Here is a 25,433-nt window from a genome sequence, read left to right as displayed (position 1 = left end):
GGGCTATATGATCGGGATCCTTTCAGGATAGGGGGAATGCTAGCCTTCGTTTCTGTCAGGAGCAATTTGCACACTGGGTTTGTGTCATCCGCATTCCATCACGGATGTTTACCGTGACAGTGACCGGGACTACGCGCTGGTGGCGCAACTTGCGCAGAAAGAGATACAAAAATATGAGGGAGCAAATGCTTCTGGGGAAAGATACCGTGTGACCAATATTCTCGGGCACTTGCGCCGGGAGGTGGTGGAATTTGAAACCGGGAAACCGGGTATTGTCACCGCCCCCTCATGCGGGGTAGCCGTGCAGGAACCCGTCACAGAGGTGGAGCATCCGGTCAGTTTGACCGAGGAAAACGGTCGCTTTATTATCGAGAATGAATTCATCCGCGCTAAAATCGGGCGTTGTGGCAAAGTAGCGAGCCTGATCCATAAAGCCACGAGCCGCGATACAATCGCATCCTCCACAGCAGGACAATTAGCTCTTTATGAGGATAAACCCCTCTTCTGGGATGCTTGGGATCTGGATGTATTCCATTTGGAGAAACGTTCCTCCCTGCCTGTGGCTGCTTTGGCAAAGGTGATGGAGCAAAATGCTCTGCGTGTGACCGTGAGGTTTGCCAGCATCGCTGGTTTGACTTTAGTGAATACGGTTTTGGTGGCTCCATGCTCAATGACTGCAAGTACGGGGCGAATGTACACGGGAACCGCATGGCCTTGTCGCTGCTGCGCTCATCCAATGACCCTGATCCGGTCGCGGACCGGGGCGAGCATGAGTTCCGTTATGCGCTGGTGCAGCAAATGGCGCTTGATTTTAATCGCCCGCTGAAGTTCGAAAAAACTTCCGGGCCAGCCGGGGCGGAAAGTTATTTCGGGACAAATGCAGCCGGTATGATTATCGACACGGTGAAAAAAGCCGAGGATAACAACGCGGTAATCATTCGGCTCTTCGAGGCTTATGGGGGGACAGCGGAATTTGTCCTGACGACGACCCTTCCTTTTAAGAAAGCGACCTTGGTTAACCTGATGGAAGACGAGGTGTCAGGATTAACCCTTCAGGACGGGCAAATCGCCCTGACGGCCAAACCATTCCAGATTTTGACCGTAAAGCTGGAGTAGAAAAAAAGTCATGTCTCATTTTGGTTTTTGTTACCAGCGTCTATCCAGACGATGGTAGTTAAATCATCTCAGGTCACTGAAGGGCAAGCTCCGGCTTGTCCTTTTTTCTTCTGCATCAGGAAATTCCCCATCATACCCCTTTTTTGGGTATTAGAACCGAGTGAGGCATAAAAAAACCTCTTTTGTCACCGTTTTGTCACATAAATGACCTTTGTCTGTCACAATGATATTCTAGGTTTCGCTATCAATTTTGGGGAAAGAAGGCTTTCTCCAGTGATAAAACCTAACAAAAACCTAACGAGGAAAAAATAATGAAACGACTCAAAACATTGGCCTTTGCAGCCATGGCAGCTTGTGGCCTGACTGTCGCCGCAAATGCCCAGTTCCAAAGTGAAGCGCTCGTAGAAGCTCTTCTCCAAAAAGGTGTCCTGACGACACAAGAAGCTGAAGATATCAAAGCCGATTTGGCCAAAGAATATAAATCCACCCCCGGTGGAAAGCTCGATATCAATAAGAGCGTCAAAAAACTCAAACTTTACGGCGATTTCCGCGGCCGTTACGAACTCCGCCAAAATGAAGCTGGTTATAGTGCGACACCACCTAACCCAGCTACTACAGCAGCAGGGAACATACAGTCAAATAATAACAAGCAAGCTGGTGTCCAAGACCAATGGCGCGCCCGTATCCGCCTCCGCGTCGGTGCTGAATACCAATTCTCTGAAGGTTTCTTAGCTGGATTTGAGCTTGGTACTGCTTCACAAAACGCAGCAGGCATCTTTTCCGACCAGCGCAGTAATAATGCTGACTTGCAAGATGCGTTTGCCTTTAACGCAATTGCAGTAACCAAGGCGTTTGCGCAAGTTGACTTAGTCAAATACATTAACCAAAATGTTTATCTGGATACAGCGACATTTGGTTTTGGTAAGTTCAAAAACCCGCTCAAATCAAGTAATATGATGTGGGATGGAGACATTACCCCTGGTGGTGCTTGGCAAACCTTCACAAAGAAGTTTGATGCGGATGGTACTGAGCTAACTCCTTTCATTACGACCGGACAATTCGTGGTTAATGACAATATCGCAAATCCGACTGTGGTTAACAATGCATCGGGCAATAGAACCCGCGAAAATCAATGGTTAATCCCTGTCCAAGGTGGTGTGGATATTAAGTTTCAGAACAAAAACAAAATGTCATTTGCCGCTACTTATTATTACTGGATGGCCGGTTTAGGAAATGGTGGAGTCGCTGGTGGTAGCGGGATTAGTGGCCTTAATACTACAAGTCGTGGTAATCAATTAAACGGTCAATGGGGTGGTGCAGGTCAGGTCTCGCAGAATAATGCGACGGGCAATATCCGTCCAGTCACTTTATACGGTGATTATACCTTTGCCAAAACATGGTCGGATTCTGTTCCGCTTAAACTTTGGACAGAACTTCTTTATAATCCCAGCATGGCTAATGCAAATACAGGTATCCAAGCCGGTATTGAGCTCGGTCAGCTCAAATCAAAGGGTAACTGGCAGGTTGGTGGATATTTTAATTACATCGAGCAAAATGCTTGGTATGATGGATTTACCGATTCCGACTTCTCAGACGGTTCTGTAAACCGTTTTGGTGGAGTCTGGTACACGGGTTATGCCCTTACCGATTTTGCGAGCATCAATGCAAGGTACTTTCTTGTTTCCGACATTCGTGAGAACCCACGCCAATACGGTGCGACTTTCGCCCAGCCCGCGACTGAAGTGGGTCGTCTCCAGCTGGATATTATCGTAAAATTCTAATTACTTGATAAAATATGGGCAGGGGGTTATTTCATTAGCCCCCTGCTGATATAACCAAAAAATACTCTACTAACCTTAAAAAAGAGAAAATATGATCAAAAAATTTATACGCACTGTTGGTTTTGCGACTTTCGCCCTCGCTGCTACATCGCTTAATGCCGCTGAAGTCGGGAAAATCACGATTGATTCAGGGCATTATAATTACAAGACACAATCCGGCATTTCCGGAAAATTGGCTTCCATGGGTTCTGATACATTAAATAATCTCATGACCCTTTGGGCTGAAGGATTCAGAAAATATTATCCTAACGTCAATATCGAAATCGAAGGTAAAGGATCATCGACTGCACCCCCCGCTTTGATTAAGGGAACAGCCCAGCTCGGACCTATGAGCCGGAAGATGAAGGCATCTGAAGTCGATGAATTCGAAAAGGCATACGGTTATAAACCCCGCCTAGTCGGTGTCGCCATTGATGGTCTGGCCGTTTATGTGAATAAGGACAATCCGCTTGAGAGCTTGACCCTCCAACAAGTCGATACAATCTTCTCCAGCACCTACAAACGTGGTGGTAAAGCCTCTAGGACATGGGGTGATTTGGGATTAACCGGTGAATGGGCCAATCGTCCGATTTCACTTTTCGGACGTAATAGTGCCTCCGGTACTTATGGCTTCTTTAAAGATGTCGCTCTCAAAGGCGGGGATTATTCCTCCTCTGTGAAAGAGCAACCCGGCTCAGCCTCCGTCGTCCAAGGTATAGAAAAAGAACTCGGTGCAGTGGGTTACAGCGGTATCGGTTACAAGACTTCCGGTGTCAAAGCATTGGCTATCGCTGACAAAGGCGAACCAGTAACATTGACTCAAAGATCATGTGAATCATTCAAGTACCCGATCGCCCGTTACCTCTACGTCTATATCAATGCCCCTCCGACCGGAGTTGATCCATTGACTAAAGAGTTCATCCGTTATGTTCTCTCCAAACAAGGTCAAGAAGTTGTGGTTAAAGATGGATATTTCCCTCTGACCACCAAACAGTCTAACGAATTCTTGACATCCAGCAGTTGTAAATAGTTTTTTTTAACCTCGTGTTATGCAGTGGTTAGGTTTAGGGGGTTTGGTCGGTCCAATGGCCAAACCCCTTTTTATAAAGGTGAGTGTATCATTTTGACTAAGGAAAAGACTCGGACTGTAAAATCTCGATCAAACGAACTTGTATGAGTACCATCGCCCCTGAAACAAAATTCAAAAAATTTGTCATAATCGACCCGAAGGTAACTCGGCGGGTCAAGATTATCGACAAATTAGCCAATTTCATTATTAAGTCCGGCGGCATATTAGTCATTCTTGTTGTCGCCCTGATTTTCCTCTTTATTGGGAAAGAAACGATCCCCCTCTGGCTCCCCGGGACTGCGGAGCCTCTCGTAAAAACTGAAATAAAACAATTTGCAGCTCCTCATACTCCACTCATTATGGGAGTCGATGAATACCAGACCTTTGCCTACTTTGTAGAAGGCGAGTCCGCCCAAGTGGATTTTTATGACCTCCAGAAAGGTCAAATGATCAATGCTCTACCCTTTACGAAATTAGCGGGCAAACAAATTTCCTGCGCTTACCGCACACCAGCCTTTGACTATCTCTTTTTGGGGACGTCTGACGGCCATGTGTTGCTGGCAAAAGTCAGCTTCACCCCCGACCTGTCCACAGGCTCACGGATCGTCACCCCCACCCTTAAGGAATACGGGATGATTACCATCCCAGGGACAAAGGCCCCGATTCAAAAAGTCTTCGGACGAGTGTCATCAGAAGGGGAAATGGTTTATGCTGCGGTTACGGCCGAGCAAAAAGTATATTTCGGTAAAATGACATTGGACGCAGTGGAGCTCATGGAGCAGAACCAAGGGCTATTAGAAGGGGAAGCCGCTTCGACTGACCGTGAATCTCAATCGGGGGCAGCACCCAGCGCCACGGCAGTTGATTATGCCTTTGATGGCAAAATCAACCAAATCGCCATTGACCGTTTCAGTGAGAAACTTTTTGTCGTTACGGACAAAAATATCCTCTACCAGTTCTATCTGGAGAATGACCTCACACAACCGTATGCCACCTATGATAGTTTTGTGAATGAATCCGGAGTAAACCGGAAAATTACAGCCATGGAATTTTTGATCGGTGATGTCACCGTGGTTTTTGGTTTTAACGATGGAACAACGGAGGGTTGGTTCGGTGTCCGCGCCAAAGAAGGTGACTGGATGCGCAAGATCCAGCCGATCCATAAGTTCGAATCAATCGGTGGATCCATCACGACGATTGTCCCTTCAGCGCGTAATAAAGCTTTTATAGCAGGCTCGGATAACGGCCATGTAGCCCTAAATTTTTCGACATCAGACAGGCGCCTATTGGATTTGGAGATTTCCGGGCCGGTCGCCTTGGCGGCTTACGCTCCGAAGCTCACCCAGATATTAGCCCTCTCGGGGACAGGTTCTTTTGAATCTTTTGACATACATGTGCCTTATCCAGAAATCAGCCTAAAAACACTTTTCGGGAAAGTCTGGTATGAAGGTTATGATAAACCCGAATTCTCCTGGCAATCCTCCGGCGGAACCGATGACTTTGAGCCGAAATTCAGCCTCACCCCGCTTTTTGTAGGGACACTCAAAGGGGCCTTCTACGGGCTTTTATTTGCCATACCAATAGCCGTCTTCGGGGCCCTTTACACATCCCAATTCATGCACCCGTCGATAAAGACCTATGTCAAACCTACGATTGAAATCATGGCGGCCCTGCCGAGTGTGGTGATTGGATTCCTCGCCGGTTTATGGTTGGCCCCCCTACTTGAAAATAAGTTAGTCATGATTTTTTTATTTTCGATCTTTATCCCCGTAGGGACAGTGATTGCCGCTCTCCTCTGGAATAAAATACCGATCAAAATCAAAATGAATATACCCCCAGGTGTAGACTTGGTTGCCATTATCGTGACGACACTCATCGCGGCATTCCTGAGTTATAAAGTGGGTGTCTTTATGGACTTTGCGTATTTCGGGGGGGATATCCGCCAATGGATTTTTAGCGCCATCGGCGAACAGGTGGAGCAAAGGAATTGTATTGTGATCGGATTAGCGATGGGTTTTGCCGTGATCCCGATTATCTTCACCATTTCCGAGGATGCCTTTTCGAATGTGCCAAAATCCTTTACCTCCGCGTCATACGCGATGGGAGCCAGTCCATGGCAAACGGCCACGCGAGTGATCCTGCCGACAGCCAGCCCGGGGGTATTTTCCGCCGTGATGATCGGTTTCGGCCGGGCAGTCGGTGAGACGATGATTGTTTTGATGGCCACGGGGAATACACCGATTATGAGTTTCAGCCCCTTTAACGGGATGCGCACACTTTCTGCTAATATCGCGGTTGAAATCCCTGAAGCTCCAGTCGGGGAAACCCATTACCGTGTGCTTTTTGTCGCCGCCATGTTGCTCTTTATCCTGACTTTTACGGTGAATACCTTTGCGGAAGTGATCCGTCAAAGGTTACGCGAAAAATACAAAGCTGTTTAATATTTAAAAACTATTTATGAATCCTGATTCGAATAAAAAAATAATACAGACAGGTTCCCTTCCCCTTGGAAAATTTTTCGGGCGTGGTGAACATTGGCTTTGGCTCACCGGGGCGTGTTTATCGGTCGCTCTGATCATGATTGTCGGTTTGTTATTTGTTATCGTCTCGAATGGGGCGGGATTTTTTTGGCCCAAAGATTTGACGGAATTTACCCTCAAGGACGGGGAATCCACCCAGAAGGTCATGGGTATCCTCATGGCGCACGACACTCTCCGTGAGGAGATCCCCGAGGGCAAAGGTATCCGCTTGATTCCGGAAACACAATTTCGTGTCGGCAACCGTGATATCTATGCGGCTGACTTTGTGTGGTACCGCGATGAAAATATCTCCGGCATCATGAAACCGAAACTGGGCGTAGCCTTAGAACGGATGGAATATGGTAATTTTTATGGGTTCATGGAATCCTTTAAAATCAATGATGACGTCATCGCGACTGGGGGACAGGCATGGGAGCGTTTACTCAAAGAATTACCCTTGGTAAACCGGAAAAGGAAAGCGGCGGAAGCAATTAAAGAACATGAGATCGGGGAGATCAGTCACGAAATCAAAGAAGCTACCATCCAGCTAAATAAATTAAAGCGTAACACTCATCCTACTGCTGAACAGGTGTCGAAAATTGAAGAGTATAACCAGTTCATGGTGGCAAAAAATGAAGAGTTCCAGACATTGAAGGATAAAGCGCAAAAAATCTTGGATGAGGCAGACGATTATTCTGGGGTATTTAAAACGGCCGACGGGCGGGAAAAAGTCATTCCGCTTTTGAATATTGTGGAAGCATGGCAGCCGAATAACATGAGTGTATTTGAAAAATGCATTTTTTATGTCAGGCAAGTCTGGGGATTTATCTTTGATGACCCCCGTGAGTCCAATCAAGAGGGGGGGGTATTCCCCGCCATTTTCGGTACTGTGGTCATGACGGTGCTGATGAGTCTCGCAGTTACTCCCTTTGGCGTTTTGGCAGCCTTTTACCTGCGTGAATACGCCAGTCAAGGGCCATTTGTCCGGGCGGTACGGATCGCTATCAATAACTTGGCCGGTGTCCCCTCGATCGTTTTTGGTGTTTTCGGACTCGGCTTTTTCGTCTATTTTGTCGGAGGTACTATGGACCAGTTATTCTTTTCTGATTATTTGCCGACACCGACATTTGGTACAGGAGGCATCCTTTGGGCCTCACTCACTCTGGCCCTACTAACCGTTCCCGTCGTCATTGTTGCTACGGAAGAATCCATTGCCGCCGTACCGCGCGGTGCTCGTGAGGGTTCGCTCGCCCTTGGCGCATCAAAATTCCAGACAATTTGCCGTGTCGTTTTACCAGCGAGTGTCCCGGGGATTCTGACCGGGATTATCCTTTCCATGGCCCGTGGGGCTGGTGAAGTGGCACCACTCATGATTACCGGGGTAGTAAAGCTCGCCCCTGAATTGCCAGTAGATTTAACTTTCCCCTTCTTCCATTTGGATCGTAAATTCATGCACCTGGGTTTTCATATATTCGACGTTGGTTTCCAGTCACCAAATGTAGAGGCCTCTAAACCAATGGTTTATACGACGACCCTTTTATTGATTTTGATTATTATAGGATTAAATATCGTAGCCATCCGGCTCCGTGATAAAATCCGCAAAAAATATCAAACCGGAGCTTTCGCTTAACCTCTAAACTTGATAAGGTCTTATGGGAATCATCATGGATAATACTGAAAAATCGCAAGACACCCAAAAACACCGACAAGCCCCTGCGGGCATGAAACGGGTGGAGATGGATTTGTCGAACGAATCGAATGCCGATTTTAATACGCTCATTAAGATCGAGGATCTTAATTTATACTACGGCAAGAAGCAGGCACTCTTTGATGTGAAGATGGATATTCCTGACAAACAAGTGACCGCATTTATCGGGCCGTCAGGTTGCGGGAAAAGCACCCTCTTGCGTTGTATCAACCGGATGAATGACTTGATCGATGGGGTGAAAATAACGGGTATTTGTAATCTCGACGGCGAGAATATCCTGAGTAACAAGATTGATGTCATCGAATTGCGCAAAAAAGTAGGAATGGTCTTCCAGAAATCGAATCCTTTCTCTAAATCGATTTACGAGAATATTTGTTATGGCCTGAGGATTGGTGGCATCAACGATAAAAAAATCCTCGATGAAGTCGTCGAACGCAGTTTGCGCGGGGCCGCCCTTTGGGAAGAAGCCAAAGACCGTTTGCATGATAGTGCCACGGGGTTTTCGGGGGGACAACAACAACGCCTTTGTATCGCCCGGGCGATTGCTGTCGAGCCCGAGGTGCTGCTGATGGATGAGCCTTGTTCGGCCCTTGACCCGATTGCGACAGCGAAGGTTGAGGAATTAATCGTCGAGCTCAAGAAACAATACACCATCGTCATCGTGACCCATAACATGCAGCAAGCCGCGCGCGTGTCGGATTATACGGCCTTTTTCTACCTCGGAAAACTCATCGAGTACGACCGTACCGCCACAATTTTCACTAACCCATCTTTAAAACAAACAGAAGATTATGTGACCGGAAGATTCGGTTAAAAAAATCCTTTTTAACCATAACCCAAAACTAATTAACAATTATACATGATTTATACAAAAATGGAACGCACCTTCGAACAAGACCTGCAGTCACTAAAAGATAACGTCCTCATGATGGCCAGTTTGGTTGAAAACAACCTCAAACGCGCACTCAAGCTTTTGGTTGACAGGGATGATTCCCTTTTTGATATCATCCAGGCCGAAGAAAAACAAATCGATTTATTAGAAATGCAGCTAAATAACCAGGTGGTCCTGTATATCGCCCGGCAAGCCCCAGTGGCCTCAGACCTCAGGTTTGTCCTGACAGTGGTCAAAATTTCTTCTGACCTCGAACGTTGCGGGGACCAGGCGGTTAATGTCGCCAAAAAAGCGCGTACCCTGAATAATGAGCAGCCCCTCAAACCTCTTATTGATATTCCACGTATGGCAACTATTTCCTTGGAAATGTTGATGGCCAGCATGGACGCATTCGTCAACCGTAAGCCCGGCTTGGTCGTCGAAATTTCGGAGCGGGACAAGGAAGTCAATGAGATTAACCGCCAGCTTTACCGAGAATTAACCAGCTTCATGGTCGAGGATCCGAGCACTATTTCACGTTGTCTCTTACTGATGGCGATCTCAAGGCATTGGGAACGAGTGGCCGATCATGGCAAAAACATTTCGAAAAAAGTTTATTATCTTTATGAAGGTAAGGATATTTCACATCCCGATGCCCTCTCATAGCATCCTGACCCAGGAAAAGTTTTTTTATTATATTATTAATTCCCATTTGCATTCTTCGGCTACTTGCACTATAAAAACCATAAGTTTTTATGCCCTATTATAAGTATCAAGCACGTAATGCATCTGGAAAAATCATTTCCGGTAAGATTGAAGGAGTCAATGACTCAAATGCTGTTTCCCAGCTAGCCGCCAAGGGATTGGTGGTTATGTCGATGGAACAGGCTAAAGGCGGAGCAGGCAGTAAGACGGGGAAAGTCACCAATGAACAGTTGGTCATGTTTACCCGCATGTTGGCGACGATGGTGGATGCGGGTATCCCCCTGATCCAATCCCTCACAGCTTTATATGAGCAGAGTGACCCTAAGAAAGCGGCGGGTATGAGGAAAGTATTGCAGGACGTGATTAGTACCGTGGAAAAAGGAAGCAGCCTTTTTGAAGCCTTTAGCAAACATCCTAAAGTTTTCGACAAACTCTTTGTCAGCATGGTTAAAGCGGGTGAAGCAGCCGGTTTACTCGCCCCGATCTTGGCCCGGTTAGCCTCCTATTTAGAAGCCAGCGAAAGACTCCGTAAAAAAGTCAAATCAGCCATGACCTATCCCGTGGTCGTCATCGGTCTTTCCATTTTGATTACGATGTTTCTGATTGTGAAAGTCGTCCCTGTATTCGCAAATGTGTTTAAGGACTTCGGCGCGAAACTCCCCGCCCCGACACAGTTTCTTGTTGATATCAGTGATTTCTTCCGTTCACCACTCGGCTTTATTGCGACCCCGTTGGTTGTTGGCGGCATTTATTTTGGGATCAAAGCCTTTTTAAATTCCACCAGTGGACGCTGGTGGTGGGATGGATATAAATTCAAGCTACCGGTCTTTGGTGAGCTCGTCCGCAAAATCACTCTGACACGGTTTGCCAGGACTTTTGCCCAGTTGATCCGAAGCGGTGTGCCGATTCTTGAAGTTATGCAAATCGTCGGTGCTTCCAGTGGAAATGTCCAGGTGGAAGCTTCCATCAAACGGGTTTCAGCAACAGTCGAAAGAGGTGACCCCTTGGCTACGGGTTTAGCGAAGGAACCTCTTTTTCCGCCCGTCTTGATCCGTATGATCCAGGCCGGTGAAGCCACGGGTAAGGTAGATGCCATGCTAGATAAAATCGCCGACTTTTGGGACGAAGAAATTGAAGCGACCCTCGGCGCCCTCACCTCCTTGCTTGAACCGATCATGATCGTCGTGCTCGGGGTAATTATCGGTGGTATTGTCGTGGCCCTTTTCCTCCCGATCTTTAAACTCAGCGAAGTCGTTTCCAAATAACCGATTATCACTTTTTACGGGCACGGATGAAGGCATACCGATGAAACACCTCTTGGAAAACTGGTTTTACTTTTTTTGTCTCTACGTGACATTTGTCTATTTCAAGGTGTGTCATCGTGCCCGTTTTTTGTCCAAGGACAAGGTTCCCCTCGAAGGAGGTCTTGTCATTTGCATGAACCACGCCAGTTTCTTTGACCCGCCTTTGGCCGCTGCGGGAATCCGACCGAGGACCACTTGGTTTCTAGCCCGGAAAACACTCTGGAAGAACCCATTCTTTGGCAAGCTCATCACCGCGTTGAATTCGATTCCGGTGGACCAGGACCGTCCCGACATGAGTAGCCTGAAAAACATGATTAAAAAACTCAAGCAGGAACAGGCTATCCTGCTATTCCCCGAGGGGCAAAGGACGTTGGACGGGGCTTTCTGTGCCGCCCAACCGGGAGTCGGTTTAATCGTCGCCAAATCAAAAAAACCCATTTTGCCGGTCCGAGTTTTCGGTAGTTACGAGGCTTGGCCGAGGAATGGTAAAATCAAACTTTTTACTCCTATCACCGTGGTAGTCGGCGATTCATTCAGCTTGAATGACATGATCGACTCATGGCAGGGTAATGAACGGGCCCTCTACCAAGCCATCTCCGAGAAGATTATAGAGCAAATTGCATTGATCAAAATCCCCGCTTAAAAGATCTTCGCTCATCGGCAGTCAGTGTATTGACGATGTAGGGTGCGAAATTCACGAAGGAAATAAATCTTGTAGGGACCCCTATTCTGCATGGCTTCGCTGCGCAATTTGCCTTCGCTTTGATTTCCTGATGTGTCAAAAATATGATTCCCGTGCGGACTTGTTATCGGTCAAGGAATCTGGCGGAGGAATTCGCTATTGCTAGGATATTTCTGGAGGAATGACAGGAGTCTTTCCATGGCTTGGTCGGGTTGTTGACCGGCTAGTCCGCGCCTGACTTTATTCATTTTCTCGAGCTCATGCGGGGGCACCAGTAGCTCTTCGCGGCGGGTACCGCTTTTATTAATGTCCACTGCGGGGAAAATACGGGAGTCAGCGAGTTTGCGGTCGAGGACAAGCTCCATATTACCTGTGCCTTTGAATTCCTGAAAGATCAGCTCGTCCATCCGGGACCCGGTATCGATCAGGGCGGAGGCGATGATCGTGAGGGAGCCGGCTTCTTCCGTATTACGTGCAGCGGCAAAAATTTTGCGGGGGATCTCCATGCCCCGGGCATCCATACCCCCGGACAAAGTCCGGCCTGAGTTACCCATGTTATTATTAAAGGCTCTTCCGAGACGGGTCAGGGAGTCCAAAAGCAAGAAGACATCACGGCCGGATTCGGCGAGGCGTTTGGCTTTATCGATGGCCATTTTGGAAATATGGGTATGGCTCTGGATATTCATGTCATTGGTCGAGGCGATGACATCCCCTTTGACATTGCGACGCACATCGGTGGCTTCCTCGGGGCGTTCATCGACGAGTAAGACCATGAGATAAGCCTCAGGATGATTCACGGTGACGGCATTGGCGATGTGTTGGAGGAGAGTGGTTTTCCCGGTGCGCGGGGGAGCGACTATGAGACCCCTCTGGCCTTTGCCGATCGGAGCGACCAGATCGATGACCCGGGTCGTCAAGATCTCAGGCTTTGTCTCCATGACAAACCGTTTATTCGGGTTAATAGTCGTGAGCTGGTCAAAGGGAATCAAGTCCCGGTATTTATCGACAGCATCACCATTGACTTCCATGAGGGTGCGGAGTTGTGGTCCCCGATTGCTTTGGCCCATTTCACCCTTGAGCATTAATCCTTCACGGAGATTATTGATCCGGATAATGTCGGGTAACACAAAAACATCAGTCCTCTGGGGGAGATAATTATTTTTCGGGTCACGCAAGAAGCCGTAACCCTTGTCGGAAATTTCCAAAAGACCCTCGATAATTACCGGGGGACGCGCAGGAATCGGTGTGGGTTTAGGCCTTGGGGCAATGGGTTGCAGGATCGCTGCGGAAGTCGCGGCTTTAGGCTCTGGGGCTTTGTTGACCTCTGTAGCAGGTGTTGTCGCCACAGGAGTCTCAGGGGGTGGTGTCGTTGATACGGGTGGAGGGGTGACGGGAGCTGTGGGAGCAGGGGCAGGAGCTTTTGTTTCCACAGGAGGGATTACCGGTGTGGGAGCGGGTGTCTGCATCGCCTTGACCACGGCCTCTTCGACAGTCAGGCCTTCTTTCATATAGGCGGCTAGCCGGGCGCCCATCTCTGCGGCAGGATTAGAAGATACAGGTGGCACGACTTCTGCCTTTTCTGTAATTTCCACATTTTTGACGTCATCTTTGGGAACGGCTATCTTCTTGGGTTTACGTGCACGAGTGGGGCGTGAGCCCGCTGCTGGCCTTACTTGTCTTGGCATATTAATGGACCTTCAAACGCATTTTTTGCGTCATTGCTTAGCGTAACTTAATAGGGTTATACATGAGGTTTTTTTCTAATCACTTTATGATCGGAAAGATTCCTGCAGTTCTAAATTTCGAGGTGAAATTGCATGAACGAGGAAGAATACTTTTTACATGTAAGCCAAATTTCGCGCTTGTTGCAAGCAGTATTTTCGTGCATAGGCATTTTTGACATGCCGAAGATACTTTTTGAAGATAACGATTTTTTAGCCGTGCAAAAGCCTGCAGGGATACCCAGCCACAAGGTCGCAGACCTTGCACCGGAAGGGTTTTACGAGTTTTTATGCCGCCGGTTACATCTAGAGCATCTTGGTTTACACCAGAGGCTCGATAAGGAGACCAGCGGGGTCATGCTTTTTGCAAAGTCACCCCTGGCTAATAAATCCCTCGCGGAGCAATTTGCCTCCAGTCGGATCAAAAAAACCTACTTTTTTCTCTCGCCTCAAAAAGCCCCTCAAAATGCCTGGACCTGCCGTGACGCGATCACGGGTAAACCCGCCACTACGGAGTTTGAATTTATTGAAAAACACGGCGCCTATTTTCTGTATGAGGCCAGACCACAGACCGGACGCACCCACCAGATACGCATTCATGCCAAATCCAGTGATTGCCCGATCCTGGGGGATTCCCAATACGGGATAAAAATGCCCGGGGATAGCCCGGCATCCGGGCGCATGTATCTCCATGCCGGTAAATTAGAATTCTTCCATCCGCTCACGGGCCAAACCACCTCTATCGAAGCGGCACTGCCGGAGGCCTTTGATAAGCCCTCCGTTTCCCGGGTAGCCCGGGATTTTGTGGAATGCCTCTTTGATGGTACGGAGACAAATGCCTACCGCCTCGCCCCCTATTCCAAGGGACAACCGTCCAAATATTTCATCGATATTTATAAACAATTTGCCCTTGTCTCCACGGAATCAGAGGATGCCGGGCAATCCGGGGTATTAGATGAGCTCGTAGAGCAGGGGATCATCTCATGTTATCATAAGCAGCTCGATAAAAAGGTGCGTGGACAGGCTAATGGCCCCACCCATCTCGCCGGGGACCTGATGAATGATGACTTTTATATCCGGGAGAATGGCCTCCGTTTTCTGATCAGTTTTAAAGAGGGTTATTCCGCCGGGTTATTCCTCGACCAGCGGGAGAACCGTTTTGACCTGAAGTATTGGTGCCAGCAAAACCCCGGGGTCGAAGTCTTGAATGTATTTTCTTACTCGTGCGCATTCAGCGTGGCTGCCGCCGCCGCAGGAGCGCGCACGACGAGTCTGGACCTTTCGACGAAATATCTGGATTGGGGGAAGAAGAATTTTTCCGCCAATAAAATCCCGGTTGAAGGCCACGACTTTATTTTCGGCGATGCTTTTGACTGGATGAGGCGCTTCAGCAAAAAAGGCCGAAAATTCGATTGCGTCATCCTCGACCCGCCTACCTTTTCGACGAATAAGGACGGGAAAGTATTCCGGGCGGATAAAAACTACGGTGAACTCGTCGCTCTCGCGATCAAATTACTCAAACGTCCCGGCCTCCTATTTTGTTCGACGAATATGGGCACACTCAAACCCTTTGATTTCGAGCGCATCATTAAAATGGAAATCCAGAAGGCCGGACGCAAAATCCGTAAACAACATTTCCAAGCCGAACCCTTCGATTTCCTCCTGCCCGGTTCACCGTCCTTTTATCTGAAAACCTTCTGGTTCTGGCTGGAGTAGGTTCGGCTGTGGATTAACCTTCCGGTTTGATCCCCGTCATGATAGGATATCGGCCTATGGAATACCGCAATCTTGGTCGCACCGGTGTGAAAGTCAGTGAGCTTTGTCTGGGCTGTATGATGTTTGGCGGTCGGACGGGCGAAGAGGATACCGCCAAAATCATCGGCCGGGCTATCGATGCAGGAATTAATTTTCTGGATACGGCAGATATTTATTCTCGGGGTGTCAGCGAGGAATTTGTCGGCAAAGCCCTGAAACAAAATGGAAAACGTGGCCGGATCATTCTCGCCACAAAAGTCCATGGGCACATGTGGGACAATGACCCGAATGCCTGGGGCAATAACCGCCGTCACATCGTCGAACAATGTGAGGCATCCTTGAAGCGGCTCCAGACCGACCGCATCGATCTCTACCAGATTCATCGTCCAAATTCCGAAACCCCGCTGGATGAGACATTACGCGCCCTCGACGATTTGATCCGGGCCGGGAAAGTGCTTTATACCGGCACCAGCACCTTTGCCGCTTGGCAGCTCATGGAGTCTCTGATGATTTCTAAGGAATCGGGGTTAAACCGTTTTGTCTGTGAGCAACCGCCCTACCATTTGCTCGACCGCCGTATCGAGCGGGAATTGATTCCTTTTGCGCAGACCCACGGGTTTGGCCTGATTCCCTGGTCCCCGATTGCTCAAGGTTTTTTTACGGGCAAATACCGGCGCGGTGAAGATTATCCCCCGGATACCCGCTTTGCCGGCGGCACCAATGGACGTCAGTATAATGACAAAGCCTTTGATGTGCTTGATTGTGTCGAGCAGATTGCCCGCGAGAAAAATACGGGACCCGCGCAAATTGCGCTGGCTTGGTGCAAGGACTCCCCCGCCATCACCAGCCCGATCATCGGCCCACGCACCATGGGACAAATGGAGGACTTCCTCAAAGTCCTCGATGTGAAACTCACCGACGACGACCGTAAAAAGCTCGATGCAGTCTCCCCTCCCGGCGGCGTCATCGTCCCTTACTACGAAGCCGATTTCGGCCCCCATAAATTCCGGCAAGCATAATGCCCGAGAGTGTTAAAAGGGTTGTTTCATGTCCTTGGGCAGGGGGGGACATCAAAGGCTTGGATGACGGTGGCGATCATGGAGTAGTAACCGGTGATCATGACGATTTCAATAACCCCTTCGACCCCGATTTTTTTGGTGAGGGATTTTTGCAAGGGCAATGGCTGGGACTTGCCTTGCAGCGCAAATTGCGCGGCTGTGATCGCCTGTGAATAAACTATCTTTGGTGGGAGTGCCTTGCGGGTCCTGATTTTTTCAATGAGAGCGGCAGATACCCCATTATCCAAGGCGGGTGCGAGGTGATGGACCCAGGCATAGGCGGCATTTTGTTGCCGGGCGACCGAGAGAATGACGACTTCTCGTACGTCTGCGGGCTAATTTGCTCTTGAACCGGAGGAAGGTGCCGAGGTCCCCGACGCATGGGGCCAGCGCGGGATAGTTTAAAAGCGTGCGGTACATCCCATCGATACGCTCGCGTTTTTTGATGAGTGCAGCTAGTAGTTTTTTTTTAACTGCTGGATTTTTTGAACGGGTGGGGTCGGGGAGTTTAGCTATAAAGGTGTGAAAAATGAGGGAGGAGATTAATCGTGGTCGGTCCATTCCTTGACGGATTCGGAATAAGGCGTCACGGGGGTGGGATAATCTTTACCGCAACGGATATCGAGAAGGACCGGGCCCGGGGCGGCGAGGGCTTGTTCGAAAACGGGAATCAAATCCTGGGGTTGATCGATCCGGATGCCGGTGACCCCGAGGGACTGTGCAAATAACGCCCAGTCATGGGTGGTATTGGTCGTGAGGGCGGCGGGCGTGGGTCCCATTTTCCGAGCGCGGAGGTAAACATTGCCCAAGGCACTATTATTAATGACGACAAAAATGACTTTGACCCCGAAACGTGCGGCGGTCTGGATTTCCATTCCATGCATGAGCATACATCCGTCACCGGTAATGACCACATGGGGTTTATCGGGCCGGGCGAGTTTGGCCCCTATCCCCGCTGGGATAGCCCAGCCCATCGGGCCGAGATTCGTGGCGGAGAGGTATTCGCGCGGCGCATAGGACTCCCAGTAATGTGCGGAAAATGCGCGGTGCGCCCCGGAATCGACCGAGGCCACGGTGTCACGCGGCATGACCTTGCGCAGGTCACTGATCACACGTGCGGGGTGGAGGGGTGAGGCGTCACTTTGTGTATTGTCTAAGTCATAAAGACGGGGTCCAAGCGCGCGGATGGACTCGATCCATCGGGTGCGTTCGGTGCTGCCCGCCGACAGGAGGGAAGTGACCTCCTGGCTGGAGCGGATTGTTTTGATGAATTCACCACAGTCACCGACAATGGCGAGTTCAGTCTTATACGTGCGTCCGATCGACATGGGATCATTATCGATTTGGATGAGGGCTTTGGCTGGGCGGAATTTTTTATTCCAGAAAAGGGTGTCGCGCTGGTTGAGGCCTGAGCCCAAGACGATTAAGGTCTCCACCTCATCGGAGAGGATAGTCTCAATGGCATGGCGTGTGCCGGTGTAACCAAAAATGCCTAAGGCCAGTGGGTGGTCTTCAGGGAAGACTCCCTTGGCCCGGAGGGTGGTGGCCACGGGGATCTGGTATTCCTCGGCGAATGCGATGAGGTCTGCGGAAGCATCGGACTTCTCGATGCCGGCTCCGGCTAAGATCACGATTTTTTTCGAGTCTTTGATCGTAGGGGCAAACCGCGCAGTTGCTTCGAGGTCGAGCAGGCGGGGAAAATAAAGGTTTTCGGGGAGTTTCTCATAGACGAAATCCACCGTGGTATTCTGGATATTTTTCGGGAGGACGAGATGAACCGGTTTGCGCGGGGCAGACATCATGCGTTTGACCAGCCGCTGGAGGTCAAATTTCAGGAGCCGCACGTCATCGACTTGGAGCTCATCAGATGTCACCGTCCGGAGAATCTCGATATCGTCGAAGGTCGCCGCGCTGGAGTCTTGGAATCCCCCGCGCCCATCCCAGTCGGTGGGAACGATGCCGCTAATGAGGAGTATGGGGGATTCATCGGTGAGTGCCCCCGCCAGTGCGGTCACGGTATTTGTTAGCCCCGGGCCGCCAATGCAGAAACAAACGCCGAAATGGCCTTTGGCACGGGCATACCCGTCGGCCATGTATGCCGCCCCGCCCTCGTGGGCAGCGACAATCGGGATGAGCCCGGGGACTTGGTCAAAAGCTTCGAGAAAAGGGTCGATCAATCCGCCGGGCACCATGAAGAGGTGGGTGACACCTTCGGCCTTGATCGCGTTAAGGATATATTCAGTCGTTTTCATAGGAGGGATTCCTTGAATAGGTTTTTTTTCTGGGCGCAAGGAGGATACAGTTCATCCAGTTAAAATCTATGTCTAGTGTGAAAAATGATTTTTTGGAGCTAGGACGTTAGCCGTCTACCCTTCGATTTTGATGTGGGCGAAATATTCGATGTTACCGTTGGGGATCGTGGAGCCGAAGGCGGTGTTTCCGAGACGACTCAGGTGAGAAGCTACTTTCCCATTGATTTGGAATTCCACCATGAACTCCGTGCAATTTGCTTCGAGGCCAGCTTCCTTAAGGGGAATGATTCCTGTCATGCGGTAACCATTTTCCCGGGGTTGGCAGTCGAGCTTCACACGGGAATTCATCTCCAATGCCGGAAATGGATTGGCAAATTGGTAGAGCTGGGCCGGGGTTTTGGTGGTAGATGGAACAATGAAGGTCTGTTTGATTGAAGCATTTGATGCGATACCGACTTGGTATTCTTGAGCATTTGCCGGGGCGAAATTCACCTCGATGCTGCTGGAGCCCCAAGGCATCTGGTGGTTGGGTTCGATCTGGAGATCGATGACATCCACACAGAGGCCTAAGGCATTACCGAAGATACCAAAACGGACTTTAGCGATTTCAAAGTGGGCCATACGAATCATGTGGAAGGAGCTGTCGGCCAGGGCGACCGCAATTTGCTCGGGGAAATCCACCGAGGGGGCGCGTTTGATGGTCAGGGATTTAGCTTTGGGCGGGTGGCAGAAACAGCACGTGGGCCGGAAGGTGTCGTTATCGGGGTAAACCGAGAAAACGGCTTTTGGTGTGAGGGAGGGGAGGAGGAGTGTGAATTTTTTCTTCAGTGTTTTACTGGGGGCGACCCGGACAGTAATCTGGTTGGGCCCGAGGAGCTGGGCTTTTCTTTCACATTCCACCGACAGGGAAAGTTTCGCTTTTGCCGCCAGTGATCCGGTATTGGTGAATGCCCCTTCAATAACGATCTCGGTAAAACCTTTTATTTTTGCGGGGCGTTCAGAGCGGAATGATAATTTTACCGAGACCACCGGGTTTTTGACGGTTTTTTTATTGTAGGCCCATTTGGAGTAATGCGTGGGCAATTTGCCGCTGTAACGGGGTCCGGCCTGGGAAATATCCAGAGGGTTAAATCCCATTTTTTTGATGGCGGGTGAGTCCCCTCGTAAGGAGTAGTCATCAGCATCGATAGCAGTGAAGAGAGGGTTGACGAGTAATGAACCGGCAAATTGCCCGGTTCTCTGCCATTCCTCCAGCGGGATGCCATTGATCATGACCGGGCCGGGGATTTTTTTGTAGAATAAATTATTACGGAAAAGGTAACGGGAGGTTTCCAAGAGTCCGGAGTGTCCTTTGATTTCACCTTGATCCCAAGCGATGATATTCCTCTCGACGAAAGAGGTGCGGTGACCTTCCGTGCGGCCGGGGTTAAAGTGGGCATCACGCGCGTAGGCAAAAATATTATTCCTTACCCAGAGGTCTTTGCCATAGTGGGTGGAGAATCCTGCATGACCGGTGCGGTAAACGAGATTGCCTTCGATGAGGAGTTCACTACTGCCTTCATCCGGGTAAATGCCCCAGCCACCGTAACCATAACAACTGACATGGTGGACGACATTACTTTTAATCGTAGAGCCCGGTTGGCGACCGAGGGTGTAGATGGCTCCATTGTCACTGAGGACTTCATTCCAGTTAATGTGGTGGACATGGTTGTATTCGATCCGGTTATCCTGTGTGCGTGTGGGGCCGTAACCCCAGACCCACCCGGTCGAGATGCCCGTGTAATTCATGTCATAAATGTGATTATGCAGGATGCGGTTGCCGCCAGCGTCCCCGATCCAAATACCGATCGCGCTGGGGAAGATTTTACCACCATCATGGATTGTGCAGTCAGTGATCCAGCTACTTGAAGAGAAGTTCTGTTTTTGTTTTTCATCACGGGAAAGCTTTTTGAGGGGTTCATGTACTCCCATGGCAGCACTGCCTGCTTCATGATACACTTTGACCCCGCCTGCCCCGAGATCCTGAAAATGACAGGCGACGACTTTATTGCCGTGGCAGTGGCTACCGATTTCCAAGCCATATTGGGCGACATGGCTGATTTCACAGCCGTAAAAGACACAATGCCGGGCATTGGAGAGGTGGATAGCTGCCGGGATGCCCACACAAGCTTGCACATATCCGCAATTCCCTGCGGGTAAGCGGAAGTCAGCGTGCTCGATGCGGAGATTTTCAAAAAGGACATTTTGTGCCGGGGCTTTTAATGACGAGCCTTCGATCCGGATGATTTCACCGATCACAGGGGCGATTACCTCGGTGTGTTCCGGCGTTTCACCTTCGAGCGGGATATAATAAAGTTTTCCGGTGGGTCGGTCTAAGTACCATTCACCGGGGTCGCTCAAGCATTCAAAGACATTATCAAGAAAATAACGGGCGTATTCATTTTTTTCATCGAGCAAGTGCCCAGTGGATTTGCCGCCGAAATGAACCACGGATTTTCCGGGGTCGAGGGATTTGATGCGGTGGCGCATCTCGAACCAGAGCTGGTAGATAGTTAGGTCAATCGAGGAAATGTCGTGGAACTCTCCGATATCCCCCTTTTTGAATTCCATACGGTCGGGGCCATTGTACCAATCAAAAGCTTTCGGGTTCTGCCCGTCGAACCCGGTAAAATGATAGAATCCTTTTTTGGGGAGGCGCGGGCGTTCGCGCCGTTTTCCATTGACCCAGAGTTGGGTAAAGGAGAGCTGTCCTTTTTGGACTTCAGGCATTTTTGTGACCCAGCATTTGACACCATTGACTTCCGCGTGCTCCCAGCCGGTGATTATTTTTCCGCCACTCAAGGATGCATGTACCCCACGTGCTGAGGAAAAAACCAAGTGGCCTCTTTCATGAGTCAGGGATGAGTCGATCAGGAGAGTCTGGTCAAGGGCATGGCGGCCTCCACACAGCTCGATACGGATATCTTTCGCGGGAAATCTTTTGCGCAGTTTGCGCGCCTGGGTCAAGGCCGCAGAGAGGGTCTGGTCTTTGTCTTGGGTGACGGGAAGGATGAACTCGTTTTGAACGGTTTTCATATAAAAGGTGGCGGCTCCATCTCTCCCAGCTTCAGGGAAAAGAGCAAGGAAGATTTTTTGCCAAGGAAGCAAGTGCAGGAAACAGTCTTTGGTCGTGTCTCGTGCCTAATGGGGATGATCATCACGGACATCCTGAAACATTTTGATTTTTGCGTAGGGCAAGTGAGTCCGCTTGCCTTACGCGTGGGAAATCTTATTTATGTTTGGGGAGCGATCATCCCGTTTTTCCGCGCGTAATTAAAAATGCCCCCGGCATCAATCACGTCTTTGGCTTCACCCATTCCTTTGAGGGAATAGACATCCTTACCGTTGACCGTCAGTGTGCTTTTTTCTAAGTCGATGACACCATCGTCACCGGTTTTGACCTTTTCACAGAGGCGATCGACCGAGTCCACGGGGTAAAGTTCCCCGGTCGCGATACAATTCCTGTAGAAAATACGGGCATATAGCTCGGCAATGACCGCTTTGCAACCAGCCGCCCCGAGGGCGATCGGGGCGTGTTCACGGGATGAACCGCACCCGAAATTCCGTCCGGCGACGATAATGGGGAATTCGGTTTTGCTTTCACCGTCTTTGACGTAACGAACGGGATAAAGCTGGTCGGGTAATCCGATCATGGCGTATGAACCAAGCTTCTCATATTCGTCCGGAATGGTCGGAACGAGGTTGAGGTATTGGGCGGGGATAATCTGATCGGTGTCGATATTATTCGCGCAAACGAAAATTTTGCCTTTGATGATGTGTTCACTCATAAAAAATCCTATTGATCGCTGGTCAGTTAAAAATAAATGTGGGGTTGGACTGGATCCTTCGATAGGTCACCGACAGTGTCGGGCTCGACGTAGAAGGTTTTTTTACTGGAGTTTTGCACTTCCAGATAACCACCCGCTTGTCCGACGATGCGGATGCGTTCACCCCGGTGGAATGCCCCGTCTGGCATAGCTCCACCGCCAGGGGGGACTTTCCAGTAATTCGCATTTTCAGTGACGATCATTTTATCAAAGGGCATATCATTAAAACCCCCGTTTTTGCCGCCGGTAGAGGAGCAGCCAGCTACGAGGATGATCATGAATGCCAATGCTAAAAATGAGGGGATGAATTTTTTCATGGGGGTTTTCCTTGGGGGAAAAGGGTTACTTGCCGTAACCAGTGATTTCGCGGGGGTCGGTGATGTACCCGTTGATCGCGCTGGCGGCGACTGTGGCCGGTGAGGCGAGGAAAATCTGGCTGTCTTTATGGCCCATGCGTCCGGGGAAATTTCGGTTTGTCGCGCTGATACATTTCATGGGGGAATTCATCCGCCCGAAGGTATCGGTGGGTCCACCTAAACAAGCTGAGCAACCGGCATTCTCGGTCATTTTTACCCCGGCATCCACCAGCATATCCCAGACACTGCGACCGTCCCACATGATGGTTTGTAAATCACCCACGATCTCCGGCGTCGCAGGGACTCCGAAGGTGTCGATCTTGACCTTGTGCCCTTTGAGCACGCGGGCAAATTCCAAAAAGTCACTGGTTTTCCCCCCAGTACAGCTGCCGACATAAGCCCGGTCGAGGGTGACGTCGTGCATGTCGCGGGCTTTTTTGCGTTGGCCCGGATCAGGATGACAGGCGACGGTCGGCTCGATTTTCGACAGGTCCACCACGAGATCGTAGCAGAAGCTCTGGTCATTATCGATCTCGACGGGAGTATAACTGGATTTCGTCCCGTTGAGTTTCGTGCGGTAATCGACCATTTCCTTGGTCTTTTCGTCGAAGGGGAAAATGCCGTTTTTGCCACCGGCCTCGATCGCCATATTGGCAATGGTCATACGGTCGTCCATAGTCAGGCCTAAGGCCCCCGGACCGTCGAATTGCATAGCGCGGTAGGTGGCCCCGTCGAACCCGATCTCCCCGATAATGTGGAGAATGACATCTTTGGCCATCACTCCATGCTGGAGGGCGCCTTCAAGGCGGAAATGCATGGTCTCGGGCACTTTGATGAGCAATTTGCCTGTACCCATGACGAAGCCCGCATCGGTATTACCGATACCCGTGGCAAATTGGTTAAACGCACCCGCCATACAAGTGTGTGAGTCCGTGCCGAAGAGCACTTCCCCAGGGCGGGTATGCCCTTTTTGGGGGAGCGCCGTGTGGCAGACACCCGCAAATTGTGAACCGTACTGGCGTTGCAAGGGGCTTTTGGTCGAGTCATAGATCCAGTGACCATCCGGATCGTCGATCACATCGTAAAAATATTTCAGCCCTTGCTCTTTGACGAATTCACGCAGGATGTCCACATTGCGGTTCGATTTCGAGTCCGAGGTGAAAATATAATGGTCAGGGATGATGACAATCTTTTCTTTGTCCCAGACCTTTGCGGTCTTGCCAAATTCCCGTTTGAATACACCGATCGTGCCCGGTCCGCACACATCGTGGGTCATCAGCACATCGGTGTCGACCCAAACGGCTTCACCTGCAGTTACCCGCGCCTTTTTTCCAGCGCGCGCCAAAAGTTTTTCTGTCAAAGTCATACCCATAGAGGCCAATAACTTACTCGCCTCCGCCCCTTCCTGCAATAGCATTTTTACAGGAAAAGGCCTGATCAAATCAGTTTCTCGGCACAAGTCCGTGGAGGAACGCCATAGCCAAACAAATTGCACCACAAAGCGAACGAAGGAAGACGTTTTAAAAGAAAGGGTTTCTCGCGCAGTTCGCAAAGGCCCATGATTTTTCACGTGTAGGCCGACCGGCCCGGTTGCCACGGGCCAGAGTTTCTCTGGTTACATCCGGCACTCGGCAAGTAGGGCCGCTCGCCCTACACGTGAAAAAGGGATTCACCACAGCACTGCTTCCCCCTTCTGGGGAGCAATTTGCTCCTCGCAACTGGAGGGACAATCTTCCGATTGTACGCGCCGAGCATACACAGCGGTTAGAACCATTCCGGCCCCAAACACCTTCGGAGCAATTTGCGCGAAAATGGCGGTGAAAGACGCGGGGACCGAGGATGCTTCCCAGTAACGTTCTGGAAAAAATAAGTTTCACGCAAAGGCCCATGATTTTGCTCGGTAGGTGAACACCCCATAGTAAGTGCCGCTAACCAAAGGTACATTACTAGCATGAACATAATCATTGTACTTCTCGTATTACTCCTTCTCTTCGGTGGCGGCGGCTTTTATCTAGGTGGCCCAGCTATCGGAGGTGGACTCGTCGGTCTGCTCCTGTTGATCGCGCTAATCGCCTATTTTATGGGTGGTTTCCGTTCGAATCGCTAAGCAATCGATAAACCGCGCAAATTGCTCTGGAGGGACCGGGCCTCGGCTCCTCCGGATCAAGGTCGCCCCAAGCGTTCTGAAATCGCAGTACAACTCGTGTGACATGGACGTCCCGTCCATGGTCAATGCGCAGCGGCACTAAGTTGCGAAGAACCTCCACACAATCTTTTTTCCACTGTAGGGCGAGCAGCCCGCTTGTCAGCATCCTGCACATATCTGAAACTATTTATCTGACAAGGCCTTTAGCCTCAAAAATAAGGGACAGGCTAATAGTTTTTTAAAGGAGAGGGGAACGTATTAGGTAGATAGCTGTAAGTATCTTTTTAATAACAAGATATCTCTCTCTTTCTTCTGATGATACACCCCTTCGGCATACGGGGAATGTCCGCTTTCATCTCCGTTTTCGCGCAAATTGCCTCGAAGGAGGGAAGCAGTGCTGTGGTGAATCCCTTTTTCTGTAGGGCGAGCGGCCCTGCTTGCCGAATGCCGGATGTAACCAGAGAAACTCTGGCCCGTGGCAACCG

21 protein-coding genes are annotated in these 25,433 nt (G+C 49.9%); 13 read left to right on the top strand and 8 right to left on the bottom strand.

Features of this window, described 5'->3' with window-relative positions; all coding sequences use genetic code 11:
- Nucleotides 1-79 precede the first annotated feature (79 nt).
- The 10 genes from SGI98_11095 (at nucleotide 80) to SGI98_11050 (ending at nucleotide 11,755) form a co-directional block, all read left to right on the top strand.
- Nucleotides 80-826 (top strand): glycoside hydrolase family 38 C-terminal domain-containing protein, encoded by a 747-nt coding sequence (locus SGI98_11095; GenBank protein MDZ4743948.1) that lies wholly within the window; start codon nucleotides 80-82, stop codon nucleotides 824-826.
- A complete protein-coding gene (locus SGI98_11090; GenBank protein ID MDZ4743947.1) occupies nucleotides 799-1,116 on the top strand; it encodes a glycosyl hydrolase-related protein in 318 nt (105 codons plus the stop codon). Before SGI98_11095 ends, SGI98_11090 begins: the two co-directional genes overlap by 28 nt.
- 311 nt (nucleotides 1,117-1,427) lie before the next feature.
- The gene (locus SGI98_11085) at nucleotides 1,428-2,897 is read left to right on the top strand and encodes a putative porin (GenBank protein ID MDZ4743946.1); all 1,470 of its coding nucleotides are present in this window, start codon (nucleotides 1,428-1,430) and stop codon (nucleotides 2,895-2,897) included.
- Between the two features lie 91 nt (nucleotides 2,898-2,988).
- On the top strand, nucleotides 2,989-3,966 hold the full coding sequence (locus SGI98_11080; GenBank protein MDZ4743945.1) for a PstS family phosphate ABC transporter substrate-binding protein: 978 nt from the start codon (nucleotides 2,989-2,991) through the stop codon (nucleotides 3,964-3,966).
- A 143-nt stretch (nucleotides 3,967-4,109) separates the two neighbouring features.
- A complete protein-coding gene (locus tag SGI98_11075) occupies nucleotides 4,110-6,446 on the top strand; it encodes an ABC transporter permease subunit (protein ID MDZ4743944.1) in 2,337 nt (778 codons plus the stop codon).
- A gap of 16 nt (nucleotides 6,447-6,462) precedes the next feature.
- Nucleotides 6,463-8,154 carry a phosphate ABC transporter permease PstA gene (gene pstA / locus SGI98_11070; GenBank protein MDZ4743943.1) on the top strand — a complete coding sequence of 564 codons (1,692 nt, stop codon included), beginning with the start codon at nucleotides 6,463-6,465 and terminating at the stop codon, nucleotides 8,152-8,154.
- Nucleotides 8,155-8,245: 91 nt separating this feature from the next.
- Complete coding sequence (pstB, locus tag SGI98_11065; protein ID MDZ4743942.1) at nucleotides 8,246-9,046, top strand: phosphate ABC transporter ATP-binding protein PstB; 801 nt, start codon at nucleotides 8,246-8,248, stop codon at nucleotides 9,044-9,046.
- Between the two features lie 45 nt (nucleotides 9,047-9,091).
- Nucleotides 9,092-9,769 carry a phosphate signaling complex protein PhoU gene (phoU, locus tag SGI98_11060; GenBank protein MDZ4743941.1) on the top strand — a complete coding sequence of 226 codons (678 nt, stop codon included), beginning with the start codon at nucleotides 9,092-9,094 and terminating at the stop codon, nucleotides 9,767-9,769.
- 89 nt (nucleotides 9,770-9,858) lie between these two features.
- Nucleotides 9,859-11,073 (top strand): type II secretion system F family protein, encoded by a 1,215-nt coding sequence (locus SGI98_11055; protein MDZ4743940.1) that lies wholly within the window; start codon nucleotides 9,859-9,861, stop codon nucleotides 11,071-11,073.
- 40 nt (nucleotides 11,074-11,113) lie between these two features.
- Nucleotides 11,114-11,755 (top strand): lysophospholipid acyltransferase family protein, encoded by a 642-nt coding sequence (locus SGI98_11050; GenBank protein MDZ4743939.1) that lies wholly within the window; start codon nucleotides 11,114-11,116, stop codon nucleotides 11,753-11,755.
- 170 nt (nucleotides 11,756-11,925) lie between these two features.
- Here SGI98_11050 and rho read toward each other — a convergent pair whose 3' ends face one another.
- On the bottom strand, nucleotides 11,926-13,479 hold the full coding sequence (gene rho, locus SGI98_11045; protein ID MDZ4743938.1) for a transcription termination factor Rho: 1,554 nt from the start codon (nucleotides 13,477-13,479) through the stop codon (nucleotides 11,926-11,928).
- A gap of 216 nt (nucleotides 13,480-13,695) precedes the next feature.
- Between rho and SGI98_11040 the strand changes: the two genes are divergently transcribed.
- Nucleotides 13,696-15,231 carry a pseudouridine synthase gene (locus SGI98_11040; protein ID MDZ4743937.1) on the top strand — a complete coding sequence of 512 codons (1,536 nt, stop codon included), beginning with the start codon at nucleotides 13,696-13,698 and terminating at the stop codon, nucleotides 15,229-15,231.
- A 56-nt stretch (nucleotides 15,232-15,287) separates the two neighbouring features.
- A complete protein-coding gene (locus tag SGI98_11035; protein MDZ4743936.1) occupies nucleotides 15,288-16,289 on the top strand; it encodes an aldo/keto reductase in 1,002 nt (333 codons plus the stop codon).
- 26 nt (nucleotides 16,290-16,315) lie between these two features.
- Here the strand turns inward: SGI98_11035 and SGI98_11030 are convergent, their stop codons facing one another.
- The 6 genes from SGI98_11030 to SGI98_11005 form a co-directional block, all read right to left on the bottom strand.
- Nucleotides 16,316-16,576, bottom strand: a complete 261-nt coding sequence (locus tag SGI98_11030; GenBank protein ID MDZ4743935.1) for a hypothetical protein — start codon at nucleotides 16,574-16,576, stop codon at nucleotides 16,316-16,318.
- Nucleotides 16,577-16,870: 294 nt separating this feature from the next.
- Nucleotides 16,871-18,580 (bottom strand): thiamine pyrophosphate-binding protein, encoded by a 1,710-nt coding sequence (locus SGI98_11025; protein ID MDZ4743934.1) that lies wholly within the window; start codon nucleotides 18,578-18,580, stop codon nucleotides 16,871-16,873.
- A gap of 114 nt (nucleotides 18,581-18,694) precedes the next feature.
- The gene (locus SGI98_11020) at nucleotides 18,695-21,655 is read right to left on the bottom strand and encodes a right-handed parallel beta-helix repeat-containing protein (protein ID MDZ4743933.1); all 2,961 of its coding nucleotides are present in this window, start codon (nucleotides 21,653-21,655) and stop codon (nucleotides 18,695-18,697) included.
- Between the two features lie 197 nt (nucleotides 21,656-21,852).
- On the bottom strand, nucleotides 21,853-22,407 hold the full coding sequence (locus SGI98_11015; protein MDZ4743932.1) for a 3-isopropylmalate dehydratase: 555 nt from the start codon (nucleotides 22,405-22,407) through the stop codon (nucleotides 21,853-21,855).
- A gap of 26 nt (nucleotides 22,408-22,433) precedes the next feature.
- Entirely contained in the window at nucleotides 22,434-22,763 is a 330-nt protein-coding gene (locus SGI98_11010; protein MDZ4743931.1) for a hypothetical protein, read from the bottom strand.
- 25 nt (nucleotides 22,764-22,788) lie between these two features.
- Nucleotides 22,789-24,168 (bottom strand): aconitase/3-isopropylmalate dehydratase large subunit family protein, encoded by a 1,380-nt coding sequence (locus tag SGI98_11005; GenBank protein ID MDZ4743930.1) that lies wholly within the window; start codon nucleotides 24,166-24,168, stop codon nucleotides 22,789-22,791.
- Nucleotides 24,169-24,753: 585 nt separating this feature from the next.
- Here SGI98_11005 and SGI98_11000 point away from each other — a divergent pair.
- The gene (locus tag SGI98_11000) at nucleotides 24,754-24,909 is read left to right on the top strand and encodes a DUF3309 domain-containing protein (GenBank protein MDZ4743929.1); all 156 of its coding nucleotides are present in this window, start codon (nucleotides 24,754-24,756) and stop codon (nucleotides 24,907-24,909) included.
- Nucleotides 24,910-25,206: 297 nt separating this feature from the next.
- Here SGI98_11000 and SGI98_10995 read toward each other — a convergent pair.
- On the bottom strand, nucleotides 25,207-25,433 hold a 227-nt coding region (locus tag SGI98_10995; protein ID MDZ4743928.1), incomplete at its 5' end, for a hypothetical protein.

This window comes from Verrucomicrobiota bacterium (assembly GCA_034440155.1).
Classification (GTDB): domain Bacteria; phylum Verrucomicrobiota; class Verrucomicrobiia; order JAWXBN01; family JAWXBN01; genus JAWXBN01.
This window is presented reverse-complemented; position numbering and strand designations above follow the sequence as displayed.

Excerpts from the sequence above, each read along its gene's own strand:
- SGI98_11090 (MDZ4743947.1), top strand. The coding sequence starts at position 799 with ATGGCGCTTGATTTTAATCGCCCGCTGAAGTTCGAAAAAACTTCCGGG.
- SGI98_11085 (MDZ4743946.1), top strand. The coding sequence starts at position 1,428 with ATGAAACGACTCAAAACATTGGCCTTTGCAGCCATGGCAGCTTGTGGC.
- SGI98_11080 (MDZ4743945.1), top strand. The coding sequence starts at position 2,989 with ATGATCAAAAAATTTATACGCACTGTTGGTTTTGCGACTTTCGCCCTC.
- SGI98_11075 (MDZ4743944.1), top strand. The coding sequence starts at position 4,110 with ATGAGTACCATCGCCCCTGAAACAAAATTCAAAAAATTTGTCATAATC.
- pstA (MDZ4743943.1), top strand. The coding sequence starts at position 6,463 with ATGAATCCTGATTCGAATAAAAAAATAATACAGACAGGTTCCCTTCCC.
- pstB (MDZ4743942.1), top strand. The coding sequence starts at position 8,246 with ATGAAACGGGTGGAGATGGATTTGTCGAACGAATCGAATGCCGATTTT.
- phoU (MDZ4743941.1), top strand. The coding sequence starts at position 9,092 with ATGATTTATACAAAAATGGAACGCACCTTCGAACAAGACCTGCAGTCA.
- SGI98_11055 (MDZ4743940.1), top strand. The coding sequence starts at position 9,859 with ATGCCCTATTATAAGTATCAAGCACGTAATGCATCTGGAAAAATCATT.
- SGI98_11050 (MDZ4743939.1), top strand. The coding sequence starts at position 11,114 with ATGAAACACCTCTTGGAAAACTGGTTTTACTTTTTTTGTCTCTACGTG.
- rho (MDZ4743938.1), bottom strand. The coding sequence starts at position 13,479 with ATGCCAAGACAAGTAAGGCCAGCAGCGGGCTCACGCCCCACTCGTGCA.
- SGI98_11040 (MDZ4743937.1), top strand. The coding sequence starts at position 13,696 with ATGCCGAAGATACTTTTTGAAGATAACGATTTTTTAGCCGTGCAAAAG.
- SGI98_11035 (MDZ4743936.1), top strand. The coding sequence starts at position 15,288 with ATGGAATACCGCAATCTTGGTCGCACCGGTGTGAAAGTCAGTGAGCTT.
- SGI98_11025 (MDZ4743934.1), bottom strand. The coding sequence starts at position 18,580 with ATGAAAACGACTGAATATATCCTTAACGCGATCAAGGCCGAAGGTGTC.
- SGI98_11020 (MDZ4743933.1), bottom strand. The coding sequence starts at position 21,655 with ATGAAAACCGTTCAAAACGAGTTCATCCTTCCCGTCACCCAAGACAAA.
- SGI98_11015 (MDZ4743932.1), bottom strand. The coding sequence starts at position 22,407 with ATGAGTGAACACATCATCAAAGGCAAAATTTTCGTTTGCGCGAATAAT.
- SGI98_11010 (MDZ4743931.1), bottom strand. The coding sequence starts at position 22,763 with ATGAAAAAATTCATCCCCTCATTTTTAGCATTGGCATTCATGATCATC.
- SGI98_11005 (MDZ4743930.1), bottom strand. The coding sequence starts at position 24,168 with ATGACTTTGACAGAAAAACTTTTGGCGCGCGCTGGAAAAAAGGCGCGG.
- SGI98_11000 (MDZ4743929.1), top strand. The coding sequence starts at position 24,754 with ATGAACATAATCATTGTACTTCTCGTATTACTCCTTCTCTTCGGTGGC.